Consider the following 21,290-nt stretch of genomic DNA (forward strand, 5'->3'; position numbering starts at 1 on the left):
CCGCCGCGCCGCGCGTCGCGCGCCGGGGCCCGCGCGGACGTCCGTGGTTGACTACCCCCATGCCCGCCGATCCCCCCGCGAACCACGCGCAACGTCGCCCCGACTCGGGTGTGCGGCGCGGACTGAAACTCGCCGCGATCGCGGTGACCGTGGTCGTCGTCGCCGCGGTCGCCGTCGGCGGCTTCTACGCGTGGTCGCTGACCCAGCGATTGCAGGACGCGGCGGTGCCGCTCGCCGACGCCCCTGCGGAGCCGCCCGCGCTGAGCGCCTACACCGAGCCGTTCTCGGTGCTGGTGGTCGGCACCGACGAGTGCGACGACGTGGTCACGGCGGCCTTCGGACCCCGCTGCTCGGACCCCGAGAACGATGGCGCGCGCAACGACGTGAACATGCTCGTGCACGTCTCGGCGAACCCGCGCCGCGTCACGGTGGTGTCATTCCCCCGCGACCTGCAGGTCGAGATCCCGGAGTGCACGACCGCAGACGGCGGCACCTTCGCAGGTGCCTTCAAGGCGTCGATCAACACGGCCTACGAAGCGGGCGGGCTCACCTGCGTCGCCGAGACCGTGTCGGAGCTCAGCGGGCAGAGCATCCCGTTCGCGGGCAAGGTCAGCTTCGGCAACGTCGTCAACATCACCGATGCCATCGGTGGCGTCGAGGTGTGCATCGCCGGCGACGGCATCGACGACCCCGACGCCGGAATCGACTGGCCGGCGGGCCCGCGGGTCGTGAAGGGATTCGACGCACTCGCGTTCCTGCGCACCCGGTACGGTGTCGGCGACGGCAGCGACCTCGCCCGCATCGGCAACCAGCAGCAGTACCTCTCGCGGCTGATCAACAAGCTGCGCAGCGATGAGGTGCTGTCGAACCCGGGCACGCTCCTGGGCCTGGCGAACACGGCCGTGAACAACATCACGCCGAGCGAGAGCCTGGCCGACCCGGTGCGCATCGCGCAGCTCGCCTACACGCTCAAGGACGTGCCCTTCGAGGACATCACCTTCGTGCAGTACCCCGTGGCCGACGACCCCGACGACAGCAACCGCGTCGTGCCCGACCAGGAGGCCGCCGAGACGCTGTGGCAGGCGCTGGCCGACAACGCGCCGTTGGCTCTGACGGGTGGTCTGAACGGCAACGAGGGCGTGATCGCCGATCCGTCCGTCCCGACCGCCGAGCCCACCGAAGGCGCACCGGATGCCGCGACACCGGCGCCCGACGCCAGCGCCACGCCCGGAGCGAGCTCGGCACCCGAGGTCGTGCAGCTGCCGAGCAACATCAACGGCTCGAAAGCGAACCAGCCGACCTGCTCCGACGGCAACGGCTGACCGGATCGCTGCGCGGTGGCACCGGCTCGGCGTCGGACGCGGCGCCGCCGCCTCAGCGCAGGTGAGCCTCGGCGTACGCCACCATGGCATCCCGGATCGTCCCCGCGTTCTGCTCCCCTCCGTAGACCGCGGCGAACCGCGCGTCCGCCACGTACAGCTCGCCCAGGCCGGTGTACGACGCGGCGTCCGGAACCCGTCCCCACTGGTCGCCGACCCAGGCGTGGTGCGCGGCGACGAGGTGCTGCAGCTCGGGGTCGTCCGGCCGCAGGCCCTTCTCGGCGGCGTCTCGCAGCGACGCGTTGAGGTCGCGACCGTGCTCGTCGGCGGCGCGGCGCTGGTCGGGGGTGAGCGCGCGGCGGCGGGCGGCGCTGCGCTTCCACGCCTCGTCGCCCCACCTCTCGCGCACCTCGCTCTCGTAGCGTGAGTCGTCCACTCCCGCGAGGGCGTCGTCGATGCTCATGTGTCGTCCTTCCTCCAGGGCTGTCAGGGTGTCGCGCACCGCGATGATGCGTTCATCGAGCGCGGTGCGCGCGCGTTCGAGGGTCGCGAGGTGCTCCCGCACCGTCTCGGCGAAGGTCCTCTCGTCTCGCAGCGCCCGCGCGATGTCGGGCAGCGACACCTCGAGCGCGCGCAGCGACAGGATCCGGTACAGGCGCGCGACCTCCGCGTCGCCGTAGAAGCGATAGCCGTTGTCCGCGACCCGCGCCGGACGCAGCAGTCCCACGCTCTCGTAGTGGCGGAGCGTGCGGCTGGTCACTCCCGCCGCGCGGGCGACCTCGGCGATGGGCCATTCGTTCATGGCATCCACCCTGCCGGTTGACGCTGCGGCAGAGTCAAGGCGGGAGGTCGTTCAGGCTCATGAGCGACGATCGAGGGGTGAAGATCTCCGCGCGCCCGACCGCCCTGCTGATGCTCGCAGCACTGGCCCTCACCGCGTGCGCGCCCGCTCCCGCACCGTCGTCGTCGTCCGCGACGAGTTCGCCGACGCCGACGCCGACGCCGACACCCAGCCCCACCCCGACGCCGGATCCGTTGGCCGGCATGAGTCTCGACGACAAGGTCGGGCAGATGTTCATGGTCGGCACCTCGGTCGACGGCGCCGACCCGACCACGCTCGCCGCCGTGACCGACGATCGCATCGGCGGCATCTTCTTGCACGGGCGATCGAATGCCGGCGCACAGGCGATCGCGGGGCTCGTCGGCCAATTCACCGCCGCCGTCGACGCGGACTCCCCCGAGCTGTGGGTCGCCACCGACCAGGAGGGCGGCACGGTGCAGGTGCTGTCGGGTCCCGGATTCGACGACATCCCTTCGGCGCTCGAACAGTCGGCCGAGGACGACGGCGCTCTGCGCGCGAGCGCGGCGTCGTGGGCCGGTCAGCTCGCGCAGGCCGGGGTGACGATGAACCTCGCGCCGGTCGCCGACATCGTCACGAGCCCCGAGTTCGCGGCATCCAATCCCCCGATCGGAGCGCTCGGGCGGGAGTACGGCTACGACGCCGCGACGGTCGCCGCGAAGTCCGGGGCGTTCGCCGCCGGGATGCGCGACGGCGGGGTGCTGCCGACGTTCAAGCACTTCCCGGGTCTGGGGCACGTCGACGACAACACCGACTACTCCACCGGGGTGACCGACGACGTGGTCACCGGCGACGGACCCGACGTGGGCGTGTACTCCATGGTGCTGCCGCAGGGCGCGGCGGTGGTGATGCTCTCGACGGCCGACTACGCGCTGATCGACCCCGGTGTTCCCGCGGCGTTCTCGCCCGCGGTGGTCGGCGTGTTGCGCGACACGGTCGGCTTCGACGGGGTCGTGACGTGCGACGACCTCTCGGCCGCCGACCAGGTCGAGGAGTACTCCCCCGCCGACCGCGCGACGCGGGCCGTCGACGCGGGGGTCGATCTGCTGCTGGTGTCGGCGGATCCGTCGGTCTACCCCGAGATGCGGGATGCCGTGCGCTCGCGCGCCCAGGCCGACCCGGCGTTCGCCGAGAAGGTGGATGCCGCGGTGACGCGCATCCTGGCCCAGAAGGCGTCGATGCCCTGACGCGGGGGCGCGGCGGCGCTGGGGCTGGTGCTTGAGCTGGACCGGCCGCGCTGGCGCCGGCGCTTGCGCGGGACCGGCCGCGCTGGCGCCGGCGCGCTTGCGCGAGAAACGCCGTTCGTCACGAGACACGGTGTCGCGTGGCGTGTCTCGATCGGAACGGCGTTTCTCGGGCTCGAGCGGAGGGGCTGCGCGGGCGATTGGGGCCGCGCCGCCACGCGCATCCAGGCAGAAGACGCTGAGACGCCGACGCGCTGCTGCTCGCGCGAGAAACGCCGTTCGTCACGAAACACGGTGTGGCGTGGCGTGTCTCGGTCGGAACGGCGTTTCTCGAGGCGGGGGCGCGGGGCGGAGCGTTTCTCGCCGCCACTCACCGCGACCGCACACACCGGGCGACTCCCGGCCGGGCGGCCCACAGCGGGCGACTCCCGGCCGGGCGGCCCACACCGCGGCCCCGACCGGGCGCCCCGTCGCGCCGCGCCGACCGGGCCCGGCGGCGGGATAAGCTGAAAGGCTGTGTCTGTCGAACCCGTCATCGTCTACCCGCCCGAGCTGCCCGTCAGCGCCGCGCGGGACGAGATCGCGCGCGCCATCCGCGACCACCAGGTCGTGATCGTCGCGGGCGCGACCGGGTCGGGCAAGACCACGCAGCTGCCGAAGATCTGCCTCGAGCTCGGCCGCACCTCCATCGCCCACACGCAGCCCCGCCGCATCGCCGCGCGCACGATCGCCGAGCGCATCGCCGACGAGATGCAGGTGCCCCTCGGCTCGACCGTCGGCTACAAGGTGCGCTTCACCGACAAGGTCTCGGCCGACACGCGCGTGGCGCTGGTGACCGACGGCATCCTGCTCAACGAGATCCACCGCGACCGGCTCCTGCGCCGCTACGACACGATCATCGTCGACGAGGCGCACGAGCGCTCGCTCAACATCGACTTCTTGCTCGGCTACCTCCGTCGCATCCTGCTGAAGCGGCCCGACCTGAAGGTCGTCGTCACCTCGGCGACGATCGACCCCGAGAGCTTCGCGCGGCACTTCGCCGCCGCACCCGCCCAGCCGGGCGGCGAGCCGGTGCCCGCGCCGGTCATCGAGGTGTCGGGGCGGACGTATCCGGTCGAGATCCGCTATCGGCCGCTCGACGGCGCGGACCAGGCTCCGGAGAACGCCGACGACGAAGGTTCGGATGCCGCCACCCCGCCGCCGCAGCCGAAGAAACTCCGGAGCGCGGTACCGGGCAGACGCGACAGCGACGACGTCGACGAGGTCGGGGCCGTCGTGGCGGCCCTGCGCGAGCTCGACCGGGAGCCCCCGGGCGACGTGCTGGTGTTCTTCCCCGGCGAGGCCGAGATCCGAGACGCCGCGGATGCCATCCGCGGGGCCTACCAGAAGGACGCCGCCCCCACCGAGGTGCTTCCCCTCTACGGCCGCCTGTCGGCCGCCGAGCAGCACCGCGTCTTCGAGCGCTCCACCGTCGCCGGCGTGCGCCGCCGCGTCATCCTCGCAACCAACGTCGCCGAGACGAGCCTCACCGTCCCCGGCATCCGGTACGTCGTCGACACCGGCACCGCCCGCGTCTCGCGCTACAGCAACCGCTCGAAGATCCAGCGCCTGCCGATCGAGGCCGTGTCGCAGGCGTCGGCGCAGCAGCGGTCGGGTCGTGCTGGCCGCACCTCGCCCGGCGTGGCGATCCGGCTCTACTCCGAAGACGACTTCGCGCGTCGCCCCGAGTACACCGAACCCGAGATCCTGCGCACGTCGCTGGCATCCGTGATCCTGCAGATGCTGTCGCTCGGTTTCGGCGACATCCAGGCGTTCCCGTTCCTCACACCGCCCGACTCGCGCGGTGTGAAGGCGGCGTTCGACCTGCTCGTCGAGCTCGGTGCGGTGAAGCTGCCGGCGCCGGGGGCACGCGCGCGCGACGACCGGCCCGACCGAGACCCCTCGCGCGGACGCGGCGGACGCAACGACGACAGCGGCCCCCGCCTCACCGAGATCGGCCGCGAGATCGCCCGGCTGCCGATCGACCCGCGCTTCGCCCGCATGCTCATCGAGGCCCGGCGCAACGACGTGTCGGCCGAAGTGCTGGCCATCGTGTCGGGCATGTCGATCCAGGACGTGCGCGAACGACCCGAGGAGCGGCGCGAGGAAGCCGATCGGTTCCACGCACGGTTCACCGACCCGACCAGCGACTTCCTCTCGCTGCTCAACCTGTGGGAGTACCTGCAGCAGAAGCAGGCCGAACTCGGCTCGAGCGCCTTCCGGCGCCTGTGCCGCAGCGAGCACTTGAACTACGTGCGCGTGCGCGAATGGGTCGACGTGCACCGGCAACTGCGGTCGCTCGGCGGCGAGGGTGGTGGGCGCGACGGCGGCGGCGGGCGCAACCGTGTCCCCCTCCGTGCGGAGTCCGACCCCTCCCGACCGCACCGTTCGGATCACGCCTCAGCGGGCCCCGGACAGAGCACCGGCGCCCCCGAGGGCCACGCCGCCGGCGATGCCATCCACCGCGCGATCCTGTCGGGGTTGCTGTCGCATCTCGGCATCCTGGATCCCCGCACGATGGCGCAGGCCAAGGACCGCAAGGCCCCGGGCGACGCCCGCCCGGTCAAGGGCGAGTACATCGGTGCTCGCGGCGCCCGCTTCGCGATCTTCCCCGGCTCGGGGCTGAAGAAGAGGCGCCCGTCGGCGGTCATGGCGGCCGAGCTCGTCGAAACTTCGCGCCTGTTCGCCCGCACGGTCGCCGCCGTCGATCCGGCGTGGGCCGAAGATCTCGCACCCGACCTGGTGAAACGCTCGCTGAGCGAGCCGCATTGGTCGAAGGATGCCGGCTCCGCCGCCGCCTACGAGAAGGTCACCCTCTTCGGTGTCGAACTCGTCGGCCGGCGCCGGGTGCAGCTCGCGCGCTTCGACCGGCCCCTGGCGCGCGAGATGTTCGTGCGGCACGCGCTGGTGGAGGGCGAGTGGGACCCGTCGGTGCTCGACAAGCGCCTGACCGCGTTCCTCCGTCGCAACGTCGAGCAGCGCCGACTGCTCGAGAAGATCGAGGAGCGCGAGCGCCGCCGCGACATCCTCATCGGCGACGAGGCGGTGTTCGCGTTCTACAACGCGCGCATCCCCGCCGACGTCACCGACGTGCGCTCGTTCGAGGCGTGGTGGAAGGATGCCATCCACCGCACGCCGAATCTGCTCGACCTGCGCGAGTCCGACCTCACCGGCGACCGCGCCCAGGGCGATGACCGCGCCTTCCCGGCGCGTTGGCGCCAGGGCGATCAGACCCTCAACCTCGCGTACCGCTTCGAGCCGGGCGCACCCGACGACGGTGTCACGGTCGTGGTGCCGCTGCCGCTGCTCGCGCAGCTGCGCCCCGATGGGTTCGACTGGCAGGTGCCCGGCATGCGCGACGAGCTCGTGACGGCGCTGCTGCGGGCGCTGCCGAAGACCATCCGCCGCAACGTCGTACCCGCCGCCGACTGGGCCGAGAAATTCTCCGCCGAACTCGCCGAGAAGGGCCCGGAGCACGCGAACGGCCTGCCCAAGACGACGCTCGTCGACGCCCTCGCGGCCCTTGTGCAGCGCGTGGCGAACCAGCGCGTGAGCGCCGCCGACTTCGAGCTCGAGCGCGTTCCCGCGCATCTCCTCCCCTCGTTCCGGGCGGTGGACGCCCGGGGCCGGGCGGTCGGCAGCGATCGCGACCTCGGCGCGCTGCAGCGACGACTGGCCGACCGGGCCCGCTCCAGCGTCGAGTCGACGATCTCTCGGCCCCCGCAGAGAGCCGCGAAGGTCGCGGAAGCCTCCCCCGCCTTTGCCTCGCGCACGAAGCTGACCACCTGGGACCTCGACGAACTCACCGAGGTCGTCGACACGCCCGTCGCCGGTGGTGTCGTGCGCGGCTACCCGGCGCTCGTCGACGAGGGCGACAGCGTGGCCCTGCGCGTCGAGGCGACACCCGAGGATGCTGCACGACACACGCGCGCCGGCATCCTGCGCCTGATGCTGCTCGCCGTGCCGTCGCCCGCCACCTACGTGCTCGACCACCTCACCGCGAACGAGAAGCTCGCGCTCGCGGCATCCCCCTACCAGAACGCGAAGGCGCTGATCGAGGATGCGCGCGTGGCCCTGGCCGACGACATCCTCGGGCGCGAGAGCCCGACCGGCGTCGTCCGCACGAGAGCCGAATTCGAGCGGGTGCGCGATGCGTTCTCTGCGGCCTCCGTCGAGCGCACGTTCCAGACGGTGTCGCTCGCGGCGAAGATCCTGCTCGCGCAGCGCGAGGTCGAGCGGGCGATGAAAGATGCCGCATCCATCACCCTTCTGGGCGCGCTCAACGACGTGCGGGGGCAGGTGAAGGGCCTGCTGTTCCCGGGCTTCCTCTCGCGCACCGGCCTGACGCGCCTGCAGCACTACCCCCGCTACCTCGCCGGGGCGCTGGAGCGGGTGAAGACCCTGTCGGACAATCCCGGGCGCGACCGCCAGCGCATGACCGAGTACGAGCGTGCGGCCGCGGGCTTCGTCGAGGCCGGCGGCACGGTGCCGCTTCCGGCGGGTGCCCCCGCGAACCTGGTGCAGACGCGCTGGCTGTTGGAGGAGCTGCGCGTGAGCCTCTTCGCCCAGCGCCTCGGCACGGCCGAGCCGGTGTCTCCGCAGCGCATCGCGAAGGCCCTGAAGAGCGCCTGAGTCGCGCGGCGCTGCACGATCCGCCGCGTGACTTGCCAGGATTTGTCGCTTGAGGGGTCCGCGAAGCGACAAAACCTGGCGACTCACGCGAAGCGCCGTGACTCGGCGGCCGCTGGTTCCGCCGGCTTCGTCGCCTGGCGCTTCCCGCACGCGTGAGGGGTCAAATACTGTCGCTTCGGACGCGCCTCGGCGACAAAAATTGACCCCTCACGCGCCGGGCGCGGCAGCGCGGGGCGCGGCGGCGCGTCAGTGCAGGCGCACCGAACCCATCGTCGCGGTGACGTCGACCTCGGCCACCGCCGAGGAGCTCGTGCGCAGGTCGTTGTCGACCGAGCCGAGACCGTCGTCGACGCGCACGTTGTACTCGTCGTCGGGCAGGGTGATGTCGGCGGAGCCGGCGGTCACCTCGACATCGGTGCGGGTCGGGGCGACGCCGCTCAGCGTCGCCGTCAGCTCGCCGCCGGCGACCTCGAACGCCGCGGTCTCGGCATCCTGGATCCGGGCGGTGGCGGAACCCCCCGAGAGGGTGAGGTCGATGTCGCGCGCGACGCCGTCGACCGAGGCCGTGCCGCCCGCGACCTCCACCGACATGTCGCCGAAGTCGCCGGTCACATCGAGCGCGCCGCCCGTGACCTGGATGTCGGCGCGGATCCCGGACCCGTCGAGCTCGCGCGGCAGAGTGAGCGTGGCGCGCGAGCCGCTCCCCCAGTCGACGAAGGTGCCCGACGGCGACGCGACCCGCAGGGAGTCGCCGTCGCGCTCGAACGTCCAGCCCTTCCGGCCGTGACTGTCGGCGTCGAGCTGGGCGAAGGCGACGTCGCCGAACTCGACCGTCAACGCGCCGCCCGCGAGATCGATGTCGAGGTCGGCCAGCTGAGGCATCGAGTCGTCGACGGAGCTGTCGTAGGTGGCGGTCTGCCCCCGCCAGTCGGCCATGCTCGCCACCGCCGACACCCCGGTGCCGGCGAGGGTGCCGACGGCCACGCAGGCGCCGACCACGATGGTGACCACCGACACGGCGAACGCGGCACCGCGGCGACGAGGCGGCTCGGAAGCGGAGGGCGCAGGGGTGGGGGCGGAAGTGGTCATGAGGTCGCTCCGGTGGTGTCGTGGCCCAGGTGCACGAGGGCGGCGATGACGCGGCGGTTGCCGGTCTCGTCCTGCTCCAGGCCGAGCTTGGTGAAGATGGCGGTGATGTACTTCTCGACGCTGGCCTCCGACACGAACAGCGCGTTCGCGATCGCCTGGTTCGAGCGCCCCTCGGCGATCAGGGCCAGCACCGAGCGCTCTCTCTCGGTGAGGCTCTGCAGGCGTTCGTCGCGGCGGCGCCGGGTCAGCAGCTGCGCGACGACCTCGGGATCGAGCACGGTGGCCCCGCCCGCGATCGAAGCGACGGCGGCGAGGAAGTCGGCGACGTCGGCCACCCGGTCTTTGAGCAGGTAGCCGAGCGCCCCCTGCCCGTCGGCGATCAGATCGCTCGCGTAGCGCTCCTCGACGTACTGCGACAGCACGAGCACCGCGAGTCCCGGATGCCGCTGCCGCAGCGCGATCGCGGCGCGGATGCCCTCGTCGGTCCAGGTCGGCGGAAGGCGCACGTCGAGGATGCAGAGCTCCGGCGTCGTCTCGGCGACCGCGGCGGCGAGCCCGGTGGCATCCGGAAGCGCGGCGACGACCTCGTGACCGTCGTCGGCGAGCAGGCGCACGAGCCCCTCGCGCAGCAGCACGGAGTCTTCGCAGATCAGGACGCGCACGGGACGTTCACCTCCACCGTCGTCGGACCGCCCTGCGGGCTGTCGATGCGTGCGGTGCCGCCTGCGGCGGTGACGCGGTTGACGATGCCGTCGAGACCGCCGCCGGGCACGATGCGCGCCCCGCCGAGCCCGTCGTCTTCGACGCGGGCCCACAGCGACCCGTCTTCGCGGACCCGCACGTCGACACGGCAGGCGGCGGCGCGGGAGTGCTTGGCGGCGTTGGTGAGGGTCTCGGCGATCGCGAAGTACACGGCCTCCTCGGCGGCGCGTCCGCAGCGACGGGGCAGCCGCACGTCGAGGGTCACCGGGATGTGGGAGCGGGATGCCAGGGCGGACAGCGCGGCATCCAGCCCCCGGTCCTCGAGCACCGAGGCGTGGATGCCGCGGGCGAGCTGCCGGAGCTCGGTGATGGCCGATTTGGTCGAGGCGTGCGCCTCGGCGACGAGAGCTTTCGCCGTCTCGGGGTCGTCGTCGATCTTCGTCTGCGCCAGGCCCAGCGTCATGCCGATCGAGACCAGGCGCGGCTGGACGCCGTCGTGCAGGTCGCGTTCGATGCGCGTGCGCTCGACTTCGGCGGCACGGACCGCGCCGGCGCGACGCGTGTCGGAGGTGCGGGCCTGCTCGACGAGCTGCGCCTCGCGCGAGGGGACGAAGATCGCCCGCACGATCACACCGTGCAGGATCGCGAGTCCCACGATCGCGCCGAGCGCGACGATGACGGCGGCCGCTCCGGTGAGCGGCGCGGCGATGCCCGGCAGCGGAACGATGCCCAGCAGGCGCGTGTCGGACCAGCCGAAGATCGGGCTGACGACGAGGCCGATGCCCCACGAGACGATCCCGATCGCCGTGACGGTGATCAGGCCCAGCACGGTGGCGACGGCGAAGGATGCCACGGCCCGCCACTGCAGCGGATCGATGGCCTGCAGCCAGATCGTGTGCAGCACGCCGACGAAGCCGGGCTTGGCGCTGCGACGCGGACGGAAGGGCGCCAGACCCAGGCGGTAGAGGCCGTCGACGCGGGCCCGCTCGAACCAGGCCACCGCGAACAGCGCGTACACGAACGCGACGAGGACGACGACGCCGATGAGCAGAGCCGGAAGCAGTCCGAAGCCCGAGCCGAACAGGCTGAACAGGGCGGTGAAGACCGCGGGGCCGACCACGCCGAGCGCGGCGAGGTGAGCGGCGGCGCCGGCCACACGGCCGGGCGACGAGATGCGCACCTTCGGCGGCACGGCGACCGTGGTCGCGGCCGGCGGCGTCGTCGATGTCGCGGCGTCATGCGCGGCCGCGGCGCCGGGCGCGGCGGAGGTGCCGGTTGCAGCCGCGGCGCCGGGCGCGGCGGAGTCGGAGGATGCGCCGGGCAGCGGCGGCGGGGGCGGGAGAACGGATGCCGAGGTCATGGCATCCACGCTATGACTCCGCCCCGCGCGGCACCGCCCGGTCAGCCCCCGGCGCCGTTCGGGTTATCCCGAAGATGCGTGAGGGGTCGATCATCGTCGCCCCGCACCATCGGCGGCGACGAAGACTGACCCCTCACGCGGGGGGATGTCGGCGGCAGCACGAACGCCCCGCCGCACAGAGCGACGGGGCGTTCGGGGAGAGCGTGGATCAACCGCGGGTGCGGTTCTTGTTCCACACGTCGAAGGCGACGGCCAGCAGCAGCACGAGACCCTTGATGAACTGCTGCACGTCGGTCGAGATGCCCATCAGCGACATGCCGTTGTTGAGCACACCCATGACCAGACCACCGGCGATCGCGCCGACCACCCGGCCGACACCACCCTGCACGGCGGCTCCACCGATGAAGGATGCCGCGATGGCATCCAGCTCGAAGAGGTTTCCGGCGCCGGGACCGGCGGAGTTCAGGCGGCCCGTGAACACGATGCCGGCCAGGGCCGCGAGCACGCCCATGTTGACGAAGAGCAGGAAGTCGACGCGACGGGTGTTGATGCCCGACAGCTTCGCGGCGGTGCGGTTGCCACCGATGGCGTAGATGTGGCGGCCGAAGACGCTGCGGCTCATGACCGTGGAGTAGCCGATGATCAGCACGGCGAGCACCACGAGCACGATGGGCGTGCCGCGCGAGCCGGGGGCGACGCCCAGCAGGTAGGTCAGGTAGGCGATGAGCGCACCGCCGCCGATGACCTTGACGAGGAACGCCACTTGGGGCTCGTTCTGCAGCTCCAGCGCCGCACGCTTGGTGCGCTGACGCACCTGCGACGTCACGAAGAGCACGAGCGTCAGCACGCCGAGGGCGACGGTGATCCACTCCGCCGGCGACGAGGACGCCGGGAACAGGTCGGGGAAGAGGTACCCGCCGCCGAGCTGGCGGTACTCGGTCGGGAACGGCGTGATCTGCGTGTTGCCCAGGGTCATCTGCGTCAGACCGCGGAACAGGAGCATGCCCGCCAGGGTCACGATGAACGCCGGGATGCCGATGTAGGCCACCCAGAAGCCCTGCCACATGCCGACCACCGCACCGAGCAGGAGCGACAGCGTGATGCCGAGCCACCAGGGCAGGCCCCACTGCACGATCAGCACACCCGAGACGGCACCGACGAAGGCGGCGACCGAACCGACGGACAGGTCGATGTGACCGGCGATGATGATCATCACCATGCCGATCGCCAGGATCAGGATGTAGCTGTTCTGGACGATGATGTTCGACACGTTGCCCGCGGTGAGCAGGCGTCCGCCGGTCAGCGCTTGGAACAGCAGAACGATGACGATGAGGGCGATGAAGATGCCGATCTCGCGCAGGCGCGAGGTGAAGAACTGCACGATGCCCCCGGCACCGCTGCCGGCGCCGCCGCCGACGGGACCCTTCGGCGTGGCAGGACCCTTCGGGGTCACGGTGTTGTCAAGCGCTGACATGGTCGGCTTCCTTTTCCTTCGTCATGAGCACCATGAGTGCCTCGGGAGTGGCCTGTTCGATGGGCAGCTGGCCGGTGATGTGGCCTTCGCTGAGGGTGTAGATGCGGTCGCAGATGCCGAGGAGCTCGGGCAGCTCGCTCGAGATGACCAGCACCCCCTTCCCCTGCGCCGCGAGGGCGTTGATGATCGTGTAGATCTCGTACTTCGCGCCGACGTCGATACCGCGGGTCGGCTCGTCGAGGATCAGCACCTCGGGGTCGGAGAAGAGCCACTGCGACAGCACGACCTTCTGCTGGTTGCCGCCCGAGAGCTTGCCGACGACGACATCGACGCTGGGTGCCTTGATGTTCATCGACTTGCGGTACCGGTTGGCGACCACGTACTCCTCGTCGCCGTCGACGAACCCGCCCTTGACCAGCTTGCGCATCCCGGCGAGCGAGATGTTGCGCTTGATGGTGTCGATGAGGTTGAGCCCGGCGCCCTTGCGGTCCTCGGTCACGTAGGCGAGACCGCTGCGGATGGCGTTGGGGACCGTGGAGGTGTCAGCTTTCTTGCCATTGATGTAGACGGTGCCCGAGATGCGCGAGCCGAAGCTCTTGCCGAACACGCTCATCGCAAGCTCCGTGCGGCCCGCGCCCATGAGGCCGGCGATACCGACGACCTCGCCCGCGCGGACGTTGAGGTTGGCCTGATGGATGACGGTGCGCGTGGCATCCGTGGGGTGGCTGACGTTCCAGTCCTCGATGCGCAGCACCTCGTCGCCGATCTCGACGTCGCGGTCGGGGTAGCGGTTCTCGAGCTCGCGGCCGACCATGCCGCGGATGATGCGGTCTTCACTGGTGCCGCCGGTGGCCACGTCCAGCGTCTCGATCGTGCGACCGTCGCGGATGATGGTGACCTCGTCGGCGATCGCGCGGATCTCGTTGAGCTTGTGGCTGATGATGATCGAGGTGATCCCCTGGCCCTTGAGGTGGCGGATCAGGTCGAGCAGGTGCTCGGAGTCGTCGTCGTTGAGGGCCGCGGTCGGCTCGTCGAGGATGAGGAGTTTGACGTCCTTCGACAGGGCCTTGGCGATCTCGACGAGCTGCTGCTTTCCGACGCCGATCTCGTTGACGGGCACGTCGGGGCTGTCGCCGAGACCCACGCGGGCGAGGAGCTTCGCCGCTTCGCGGTTCGTGGCATCCCAGTCGATGAGCCCACGGTGGGTGATCTCGTTGCCGAGGAAGATGTTCTCGGCGATCGAGAGGTAGGGGCTGAGCGCCAGCTCCTGGTGGATGATGACGATGCCGGCCGCTTCGCTGTCGCGGATGTCTTTGAACTCGACGGTGTTGCCGTCGAAGACGATCTCGCCGCGATAGTCGCCCGCGGGGTACACACCGCTGAGCACCTTCATAAGGGTCGACTTTCCGGCGCCGTTCTCGCCGCAGATGGCGTGAACCGTTCCGCGCTCGACGGTCAGCGACACGTCGGCGAGCGCGATGACGCCGGGGAACTCCTTGGTGATCGAGCGCATCTCGAGGATGGTGCTCACGAGGTCCTCCTTGCAGAACCGGCTCAGGGCCGGTCGGGATGGTGGGGCGGGCGCGCATCGGGCGCACCCGCGGGAACCTCCGCCGCGACCCGAACGGGCCGCGGCGGAGGCGGGGCGGGAGGGCCGGAGCCCTCCCCGCGGGATCAGCCCAGGTCGGCCTCGGTGTAGTAACCGCTGTCGACGAGGATCTCCTTGTAGTTGTCCTTCGTGACGATCGTCGACTCGAGCAGGTACGACGGGACGACCTTGCTGCCGTTGTCGTACGTCTCCTCGTCGTTGACCTCGGGCGTCTCGCCCTTGCGGATGTCGTCGACCATGGTCACGGCCTGCTTGGCGAGCTCGCGCGTGTCCTTGAAGATCGTCGAGTACTGCTCACCGGCGATGATCGACTTGATCGAGCCGACCTCGGCGTCCTGACCGGTGATGACCGGCAGGGCGTTGGCCGCGTAGCCGCCCGAGGTGAGGGCCGAGATGATGCCGATCGAGAGGCCGTCGTAGGGCGAGAGGACGCCGTCGAGCTTGGTGCCGCCGATGACGGTGAGGATGTTCTCCATGCGCTTCTGCGCCGTCTCGGGCAGCCAGCGGAGGATGGCGGCCTGACCGAAGTCAGTCTGACCCGACGGGACGACGAGCGTGCCCTTGTCGAGGTAGGGCTGCAGGGTGTCGATGGCGCCCTTCCAGAAGAAGGTGGCGTTGTTGTCGTCGGGGCTTCCGGCGAACAGCTCGACGTTGAAGGGACCGGCCGCACCCGTGTCGGCGCCCGAGGCGTCGAGGACGCCGAGGCCGGTGAGGAGCGAGGTGGCCTGCTGCACGCCGACCTTGTAGTTGTCGAACGTCGTGTAGTAGTCGACGTTCTCGGTCCCGTTGATGAGGCGGTCGTAAGCAATGACGGGGATGTTCGCGTCCTTGGCCTGCTGCAGCACGTCGGTGAGCGTGGTGCCGTCGATGGAGGCGATGATCAGGGCCTTGGCGCCCGTGGTGATCATGTTCTCGATCTGCGAGACCTGGGTGGGGATGTCGTCGTTGGCGTACTGCAGGTCGACCTGGTAGCCCAGCTCCTCGAGCTGCGACTTGACGTTGTTGCCGTCCGCGATCCAGCGCTCCGACTGCTGCGTGGGCATCGCGACGCCGATGATGCCGCCCGCCTCCTGCTCGCCCTCGCCGCTGCCGCCGCCGGTGCGGTCGCCGGCGCAACCGGCCAGACCGATGCCGAGCGCCAGGACGCCGGCTCCGGCGACCGCCTTGAGCATGCTGTGCTTCTTCACTCTGGTTCCCTCCATTGGGTGTTAGATGCGGCGTCTCGCCTGGAGTCCGCCGCGGGCAGTGCTGACGGTTCGCGTACGGCTCGCACGGTCTCGGGGGCGAAACGAAGTGCCGGTCGGCGACGCGGGCATCCGTGTCGTTCGAAACGTCTTCGTCTCGACGGATTCGCTCCGCAGCGAGTCCCGTCGGCCGTGTGACCCGGTCATGTGACCGTTCACATTGTGTGTGTGATGGTACCCCGCTCTGAGGTCGACCTGTCAAGTCCCGGTACGAATGACGTGCAGCCGTTGCCGAAACGTGACGATTCAGCGCGAGGGCGGAGCCGTCGACGACCGCACGATCAACCGCAGGTGATCGGGTTCCGCCGACGGGACATCGCCCGGCGACTCGCCCAGAGCGGCGAGCAGATCGACCACGGCACGGGTGCCGATGCCCACGAAGTCCTGCCGCACCGTCGTCAACGGCGGCCAGAGGTGCGCCGATTCCGGCACGTCGTCGAAGCCGACGACCGAGATGTCCTCCGGCACCGACCGGCCTATGGCCCGGACGGCATGCATGAAGCCCAGTGCCATATGGTCGTTGCCCGCGAAGACCGCCGTGGCATCCTCGGTGCGCAACAGCTCCAGACCGGCCTCGTAACCGAACTGCGCCGACCAGTCGCCGAGCACCGGCGGCCGCGGCGCCAGATCGTTGGCATCCATCTCGGCGAGATAGCCGCGCATGCGGTGGTCGGCCTCGACCCAGTCCCGGGGGCCGGCGATGTGCAGGATGCGCGTGTGCCCGAGCTCGATGAGGTGGCGCACCGCGGCGCGCGCTCCGGCCGCCTGATCGTTGTGCGAGGTGGAGACGCCGGCGGAGGCCACGGTCTGCACCGGGACGGGCAGCTTCAGCTCCTCGAGCACGGGCACGACGCGTGTCTGCGGCGCCACCGCGATCAGCCCCTCGATGGACTGCTGCATGAGGTGGTCGATCGAGGCGCGGACGTCGTCGGGATCGCTGGTGGCGAGATTGGTGACGGTGAGGCGGTACCCCGCAGCCCGCGCGGCGGACTCGATCGCCTGCACCGTGGATGCCGCGCCGTGGGTCGTCACGCGCGGACCCAGCACCCCGATCAGACGGGACCGGCTGGTGGCGAGCGCCCGCGCGGCCTGATTCGGCACGAACTTCAGCTCGGCGATGGCCGAACGCACCTTCTCGGCGGTCTCGGGACGCAGCTGGGAGCTGTTGTTGATCACCCGCGAGACCGTCTGGTACGACACGCCCGCCAATCGCGCGACGTCGCGGATGCTCGGGGCGCGCCCCGTCGCCTCCGGGATATCGGTGTCGCTCATGGTCCGCCTCATTGCGGGTCGCGCGCTGTTGCGTGACCGGTCACACGAGGATAACCGACGACGCGAGAACAGGCGTGCCGGGTGTGCCGGCATCCACGGAGCGTGGCCCTGCTCGCGCTCCGCGCCGATACGGTGGAGGCCATGACCGGACTGCACTGGGGCATCCTCGCAACGGGCGGCATCGCCCACGCCTTCACCTCCGACCTGCGCACGGCAGGTCTCGACATCGCCGCCGTCGGCTCGCGCCGGCTCGACAGCGCCCGCGACTTCGCGGAGCAATACGGCATCCCGAACGCCCACGGCTCGTACGAAGAGCTCGTGGCCGACCCCGACGTCGACATGGTCTACATCGCCACGCCTCACCCCGGGCACGTCGACAACGCGCTGCTGGCGCTGGATCACGGCAAGCACGTCCTCGTCGAGAAGCCGCTCACCCTCAACGCCACCGAGGCCGCGATGATTCGCGACCGGGCCGCTGCGAAGGGGCTTGTCGCCATGGAGGCGATGTGGACGCGCTACCTGCCCCACATGGTGCGCATCCGAGAGATCCTCGCCGCCGGCACCCTCGGCGAGGTGCGCGTCGTCTCGGCCGACCACACGCAGAAGCTGCCCAGCGACCCCTCGCACCGGCTCAACGACCTCGCACTCGGGGGCGGCGCGCTGCTCGACCTCGGCATCTACCCGATCTCGTTCGCCATCGACGTGCTGGGTCTGCCGGAGCGCGTCACGGCGCTCGCCCGCCTCTCGGATGCCGAGAGCGACGCCGAGGTCGCCACGATCTTCACGCACGCGGGTGGGGCCGTCTCGACCACCGTGTCGTCGTCGCGCGGTGCCGGCGCGAACGCGGCGCAGATCGTCGGAACCGAGGCCCGTATCGAGATCGATCGCGTCTGGTACACCCCGACCTCGTTCCGGGTCGTCTCGCCCGACGGCGACGTGCTCGAGGACTTCGTCTCGGAGGTCGAGGGACGCGGGATGCAGTATCAGGCCCTCGCCGCGGAGCGCTTCGCCGCGGGTGACGGCGCGACGAACGACGTGCTCTCGATCGACGAGAGCGTCGCGATCATGGGCGTGCTCGACGAGGTGCGCCGGCAGATCGGCGTCGTCTACCCCGGGGAGCGCTGAGTCCGTCGAACCGACGGCGGGCCGGGCGCGCGGGAGCGCGGCGGTATTGCGGCTCGAGGGACCTTGGCGCGCGGCGCCATCACGCGGGCTACGAACACGGCTTCTGGCGCGGGCCGAGGGCGCGGGATCGCGGCGCGGGCTGATGTGCGGTCCGCGCCGACGGGCCAGACTGGACGCATGCCCGACACTCAGAGCGCCCGCGTCGCCGTCTACCTCGACTTCGACAACATCGTCATGTCGTGGTACGACCGCGTGCACGGGCGCAACGCCTATTCGCGCGACCGGCAGAAGATCGCCGAGAGCCCGGTCGACCCCGAGATCACCGAGCGCCTGACGAAGGCGACGATCGACGTGGGCGCGATCATCGACTACGCGGCATCCTTCGGCACGCTCGTTCTCACGCGGGCATATGCCGACTGGTCGGCCCCGGTGAACGCCGAATACCGTTCGCAGCTCGTCGCGCGCGCGGTCGACCTCGTGCAGCTGTTCCCGGCCGCGGCGTACGCGAAGAACGGCGCCGACATCCGCCTCGCGGTGGATGCCGTGGAAGACATGTTCCGCCTGCCCGACCTCACCCACGTGGTCATCGTCGCCGGCGACAGCGACTACGTGCCCCTCGCCCAGCGGTGCAAGCGTCTGGGGCGGTACGTCGTCGGTGTCGGCGTCGCTGGCTCGACGGCGAAGTCGCTCGCGGCGGCATGCGATCGCTTCGACGCGTACGACTCGCTTCCCGGCATCCCGAAGCTGTCGGAGACGAAGAAGGATGCCACGCCCTCGCGGCCCCGCGCCCGCAAGCGCTCGAAGGATCCCGCCGTCGACCTGCTCGAGCGGGCCATGCAGCTCGAGGGCGAACGCGCCGACGGCGAATGGCTGCACGCGTCGGCTGTGAAGGACCTCATGAAGCGCCTCGACCCGTCGTTCAGCGAGAAGGCGCTCGGCTTCCGGAGCTTCTCCGACTTCCTCAAGGCGCAGACCGATCACGTCGAGGTCGACGAGGAGTCCAACGTCGTACAGGTCAAGCCGGTCGCTCGGGCCTGAGGCGCCGGCGTGCGGCCCGGCAGCCGGACATCGCTCGGGCCTGAGGCGCCGGCGTGCGGCCCGGCATGGCGGACGTCGCTCGAGCCCGAGGTTGTCCGCTCAGCGGCGTTCGGCGCCGGGCGCGACGTGCGCGAGCACGCGATCCCACACCGAGGTCAGCGTCACGTGACCGTTGACCGAGGCGATCTCGTCGGAGGGGACGATCTCGGCCTCGGCCGACCTCATCCGCTCGACGTACCAGTCAGCATCCGTGGCGTCGGCCGGACCGTCGCCGCCGACGACGACGAGCACTTCGGCGTCGAGGTGGTCGAGCAGCGGCGTGCGCAGGTCGCGACTGAGCGGGTCGGACGGACTCTGCACGCCGACGATCGCGAGGCGGTCGACGATCGGTCCCATCGCCGCCGCGAGGTAGATCGCGATCGGCCCGGCCGATCGCTCCCCCACCACGCCCACTTTCGCCTCGGGCGCCTCGCGCTCCAGCAACGCGCGCAGAGCCTCGACGGTGAGTCCCGCGGGGGTCTGACCGCCGAAGACCGGCGGATCTTCGAGCTCGGGAGCGTCGAGGCCGACCGCGACGACCCGCACGTCGTAGGCGGAGGTGATCCGCGCATCGGGGTCCGTGGTCGCCACATCGCCGGTGCGCAGCACGAACACGGCACGGGGGGCGCCCGGTGTGCCGAAACTCCGGTAGCCGAGCTCACCGTCGAGCCAGGGGGCCAGACTCATCGCGTCATCCTCTCGTCGTCGGGGCCGCTGGCGGGCAGCATCGCCCGCAACGTGTCGATGGTGTCGGCCTCGGCCGCACGTTTGTCGGAGCGGTACGCCTTCACCCGCGCGAAGCGCAGGGCCACGCCGCCGGGGTAGCGCACGGAGCGCTGCACGCCGTCGATGGCGATCTCGACGACGGTGTCGGGCACCACCCGGATGCCACCGGGCACCTCGCCCGTCTCACGCTCGGAGAAATGCGCGGTCTGCCACGTCAGAAGCTCGTCGGTGAGGCCCTTGAAGGTCTTTCCGACCATGACGAAGCCGCCCGGCTCCCCGAAGAGCCCGTGCGGGTCGCGGGCCCCCAGATGAAGGTTCGAGAACCATCCCGCCCGCCGGCCGGAGCCGCGCTCGACACCGAGCACGACGAGGTCGAACGTGTGGACGGGCTTGACCTTCAGCCAGCTCTTGCCGCGTCTGCCCGCCGTGTAGGGGGCGTCGAGCCCCTTCACCATCACGCCCTCGTGGCCGGCCGCGAGAGCGGACCGCGCGAAGTCGTCGGCCGTCTCGGGATCGTCGGTGGTCACGGCGGGAATGCGCCAAGGAGCCGCGATGCGATCGAGCTCGGCCAGCCGAGCCGACAGCGGTTCGTCGACGAGGTCTCGGCCGTCGACGTGGAGCACGTCGAAGAACCACGGCCGCAGCGCGATCTCTCTCGCGGTCTCGGCGCCGAAGCGGGCCATCGTGTCTTGGAACGGGCGCGGAGCGCCGTCGTCGTCGAGCGACAGCGTCTCGCCGTCGAGGATCACCTCGGTCACCGGCAGGCCGCGCACCACCTCGACGATTTCGGGCACCCGGTGCGTGACATCGGCCAGCGTGCGGGTGTAGACGCGCACCTCGTCGCCCCGGCGATGCACCTGGACGCGTGCCCCGTCGAGCTTGTATTCCACCGACGCGACGCCCGCGATCTCGAGCGCCTCGGCGACGGAGCCGGCGGTCGAGGCCAGCATCGGTTGGACTCCTCGCCCGACGACGAGTCCCACGGCGGCGAGATCGTCGACCGACCCGGTGAGGGCGACCACGGCCGTCTCGCCGAGGTCGCCGGAGAGCATCGCGGCGCGGCGCACCGCGGCGCCGTCGCGGTCGGACGCGCGGGCGATGGCATCCAGGAGCACCCCCTCGAGAGCACCGGTACGCAGTTCGCCGGTCATGACGCGGATGAGCAGCTGCCACTCGGCGGCCGTCGCCCGCTCGGCGAGGTCGTCGAGCAGTGCGGTGCGTCGCGCCGCCGAGCCGGCGCCGCCGATCTCGGTGAGCCGCGTGAACGTCTCGTCGATGTCGCGCACCGTGAGCACCGACGTGTCGGCGTGGGTTCCGCCACGGCTCGACAGGGTGCGCCACCCGACACCGAGCCGGCCCTGACGAGGCGCGGCCGTGAGTAGGCCGACGGCCGGAACGACCTCGTCGGGCGAGAGCGCGCGCAGCACCCCGGCGAGCGCGTCGACCTTCGCCAGGCGCGAGCGCGTCTGCGTCACCGCCGCGAGGGCCGTCTCGATGTCGCCGAAGAGCATGTCGGCATCCTGGCATCCCCCTCCGACATCGCCCGCGCGCTTGCGTCGGCGCCGTTGTCGTGGCATCC

General features: G+C 71.0%; 15 protein-coding genes. 5 read left to right on the forward strand and 10 right to left on the reverse strand.

From position 1 onward, the window contains the following. Positions 1-59 precede the first annotated feature (59 nt). On the forward strand, positions 60-1,322 hold the full coding sequence (locus AS029_RS11960) for an LCP family protein (protein WP_058232835.1): 1,263 nt from the start codon (positions 60-62) through the stop codon (positions 1,320-1,322). 52 nt (positions 1,323-1,374) lie between these two features. Here the strand turns inward: AS029_RS11960 and AS029_RS11965 are convergent, their stop codons facing one another. Next, entirely contained in the window at positions 1,375-2,121 is a 747-nt protein-coding gene (locus AS029_RS11965) for a MerR family transcriptional regulator (protein WP_058232836.1), read from the reverse strand. A gap of 77 nt (positions 2,122-2,198) precedes the next feature. Here AS029_RS11965 and AS029_RS11970 point away from each other — a divergent pair, with 77 nt between their 5' ends. Continuing rightward, complete coding sequence (locus AS029_RS11970) at positions 2,199-3,365, forward strand: glycoside hydrolase family 3 N-terminal domain-containing protein (RefSeq protein ID WP_082642303.1); 1,167 nt, start codon at positions 2,199-2,201, stop codon at positions 3,363-3,365. A 513-nt stretch (positions 3,366-3,878) separates the two neighbouring features. Next, positions 3,879-8,033, forward strand: a complete 4,155-nt coding sequence (gene hrpA, locus AS029_RS11975; RefSeq protein WP_058232838.1) for an ATP-dependent RNA helicase HrpA — start codon at positions 3,879-3,881, stop codon at positions 8,031-8,033. A 246-nt stretch (positions 8,034-8,279) separates the two neighbouring features. Here the strand turns inward: hrpA and AS029_RS11980 are convergent, their stop codons facing one another. The 7 genes from AS029_RS11980 to AS029_RS12010 all read right to left on the reverse strand — a co-directional run bounded on the left by AS029_RS11980 (position 8,280) and on the right by AS029_RS12010 (position 16,783). Continuing rightward, the gene (locus AS029_RS11980; RefSeq protein ID WP_058232839.1) at positions 8,280-9,122 is read right to left on the reverse strand and encodes a hypothetical protein; all 843 of its coding nucleotides are present in this window, start codon (positions 9,120-9,122) and stop codon (positions 8,280-8,282) included. Continuing rightward, complete coding sequence (locus AS029_RS11985; RefSeq protein ID WP_058232840.1) at positions 9,119-9,784, reverse strand: LuxR C-terminal-related transcriptional regulator; 666 nt, start codon at positions 9,782-9,784, stop codon at positions 9,119-9,121. Before AS029_RS11985 ends, AS029_RS11980 begins: the two co-directional genes overlap by 4 nt. Next, on the reverse strand, positions 9,772-11,184 hold the full coding sequence (locus AS029_RS11990; protein WP_082642304.1) for a sensor histidine kinase: 1,413 nt from the start codon (positions 11,182-11,184) through the stop codon (positions 9,772-9,774). Before AS029_RS11990 ends, AS029_RS11985 begins: the two co-directional genes overlap by 13 nt. Before the next feature lie 208 nt (positions 11,185-11,392). Further along, entirely contained in the window at positions 11,393-12,658 is a 1,266-nt protein-coding gene (gene mmsB / locus AS029_RS11995; protein ID WP_228375947.1) for a multiple monosaccharide ABC transporter permease, read from the reverse strand. Further along, positions 12,645-14,171 (reverse strand): multiple monosaccharide ABC transporter ATP-binding protein, encoded by a 1,527-nt coding sequence (mmsA, locus tag AS029_RS12000; protein ID WP_058233080.1) that lies wholly within the window; start codon positions 14,169-14,171, stop codon positions 12,645-12,647. The genes mmsB and mmsA overlap by 14 nt, the downstream gene beginning before the upstream one ends. A gap of 161 nt (positions 14,172-14,332) precedes the next feature. Further along, positions 14,333-15,439 carry a multiple monosaccharide ABC transporter substrate-binding protein gene (gene chvE, locus AS029_RS12005; RefSeq protein WP_082642287.1) on the reverse strand — a complete coding sequence of 369 codons (1,107 nt, stop codon included), beginning with the start codon at positions 15,437-15,439 and terminating at the stop codon, positions 14,333-14,335. 318 nt (positions 15,440-15,757) lie between these two features. Then, complete coding sequence (locus tag AS029_RS12010) at positions 15,758-16,783, reverse strand: LacI family DNA-binding transcriptional regulator (protein ID WP_058232842.1); 1,026 nt, start codon at positions 16,781-16,783, stop codon at positions 15,758-15,760. A 141-nt stretch (positions 16,784-16,924) separates the two neighbouring features. Between AS029_RS12010 and AS029_RS12015 the strand changes: the two genes are divergently transcribed. Beyond that, a complete protein-coding gene (locus AS029_RS12015; protein WP_058233081.1) occupies positions 16,925-17,908 on the forward strand; it encodes a Gfo/Idh/MocA family protein in 984 nt (327 codons plus the stop codon). Between the two features lie 177 nt (positions 17,909-18,085). Beyond that, on the forward strand, positions 18,086-18,946 hold the full coding sequence (locus AS029_RS12020) for an NYN domain-containing protein (protein ID WP_058232843.1): 861 nt from the start codon (positions 18,086-18,088) through the stop codon (positions 18,944-18,946). 99 nt (positions 18,947-19,045) lie between these two features. On the opposite strand, the gene AS029_RS12025 is transcribed toward AS029_RS12020, so the two are convergent. Beyond that, positions 19,046-19,672: a hypothetical protein gene (locus tag AS029_RS12025; RefSeq protein ID WP_058232844.1), complete on the reverse strand. Its 627-nt coding sequence runs from the start codon at positions 19,670-19,672 to the stop codon at positions 19,046-19,048. Beyond that, the gene (locus tag AS029_RS12030; protein ID WP_058232845.1) at positions 19,669-21,222 is read right to left on the reverse strand and encodes an ATP-dependent DNA ligase; all 1,554 of its coding nucleotides are present in this window, start codon (positions 21,220-21,222) and stop codon (positions 19,669-19,671) included. Before AS029_RS12030 ends, AS029_RS12025 begins: the two co-directional genes overlap by 4 nt. Positions 21,223-21,290 lie beyond the last annotated feature (68 nt).

This window comes from Microbacterium enclense, from assembly GCF_001456955.1.
GTDB classification, from domain to species: Bacteria; Actinomycetota; Actinomycetes; order Actinomycetales; family Microbacteriaceae; genus Microbacterium; species Microbacterium enclense.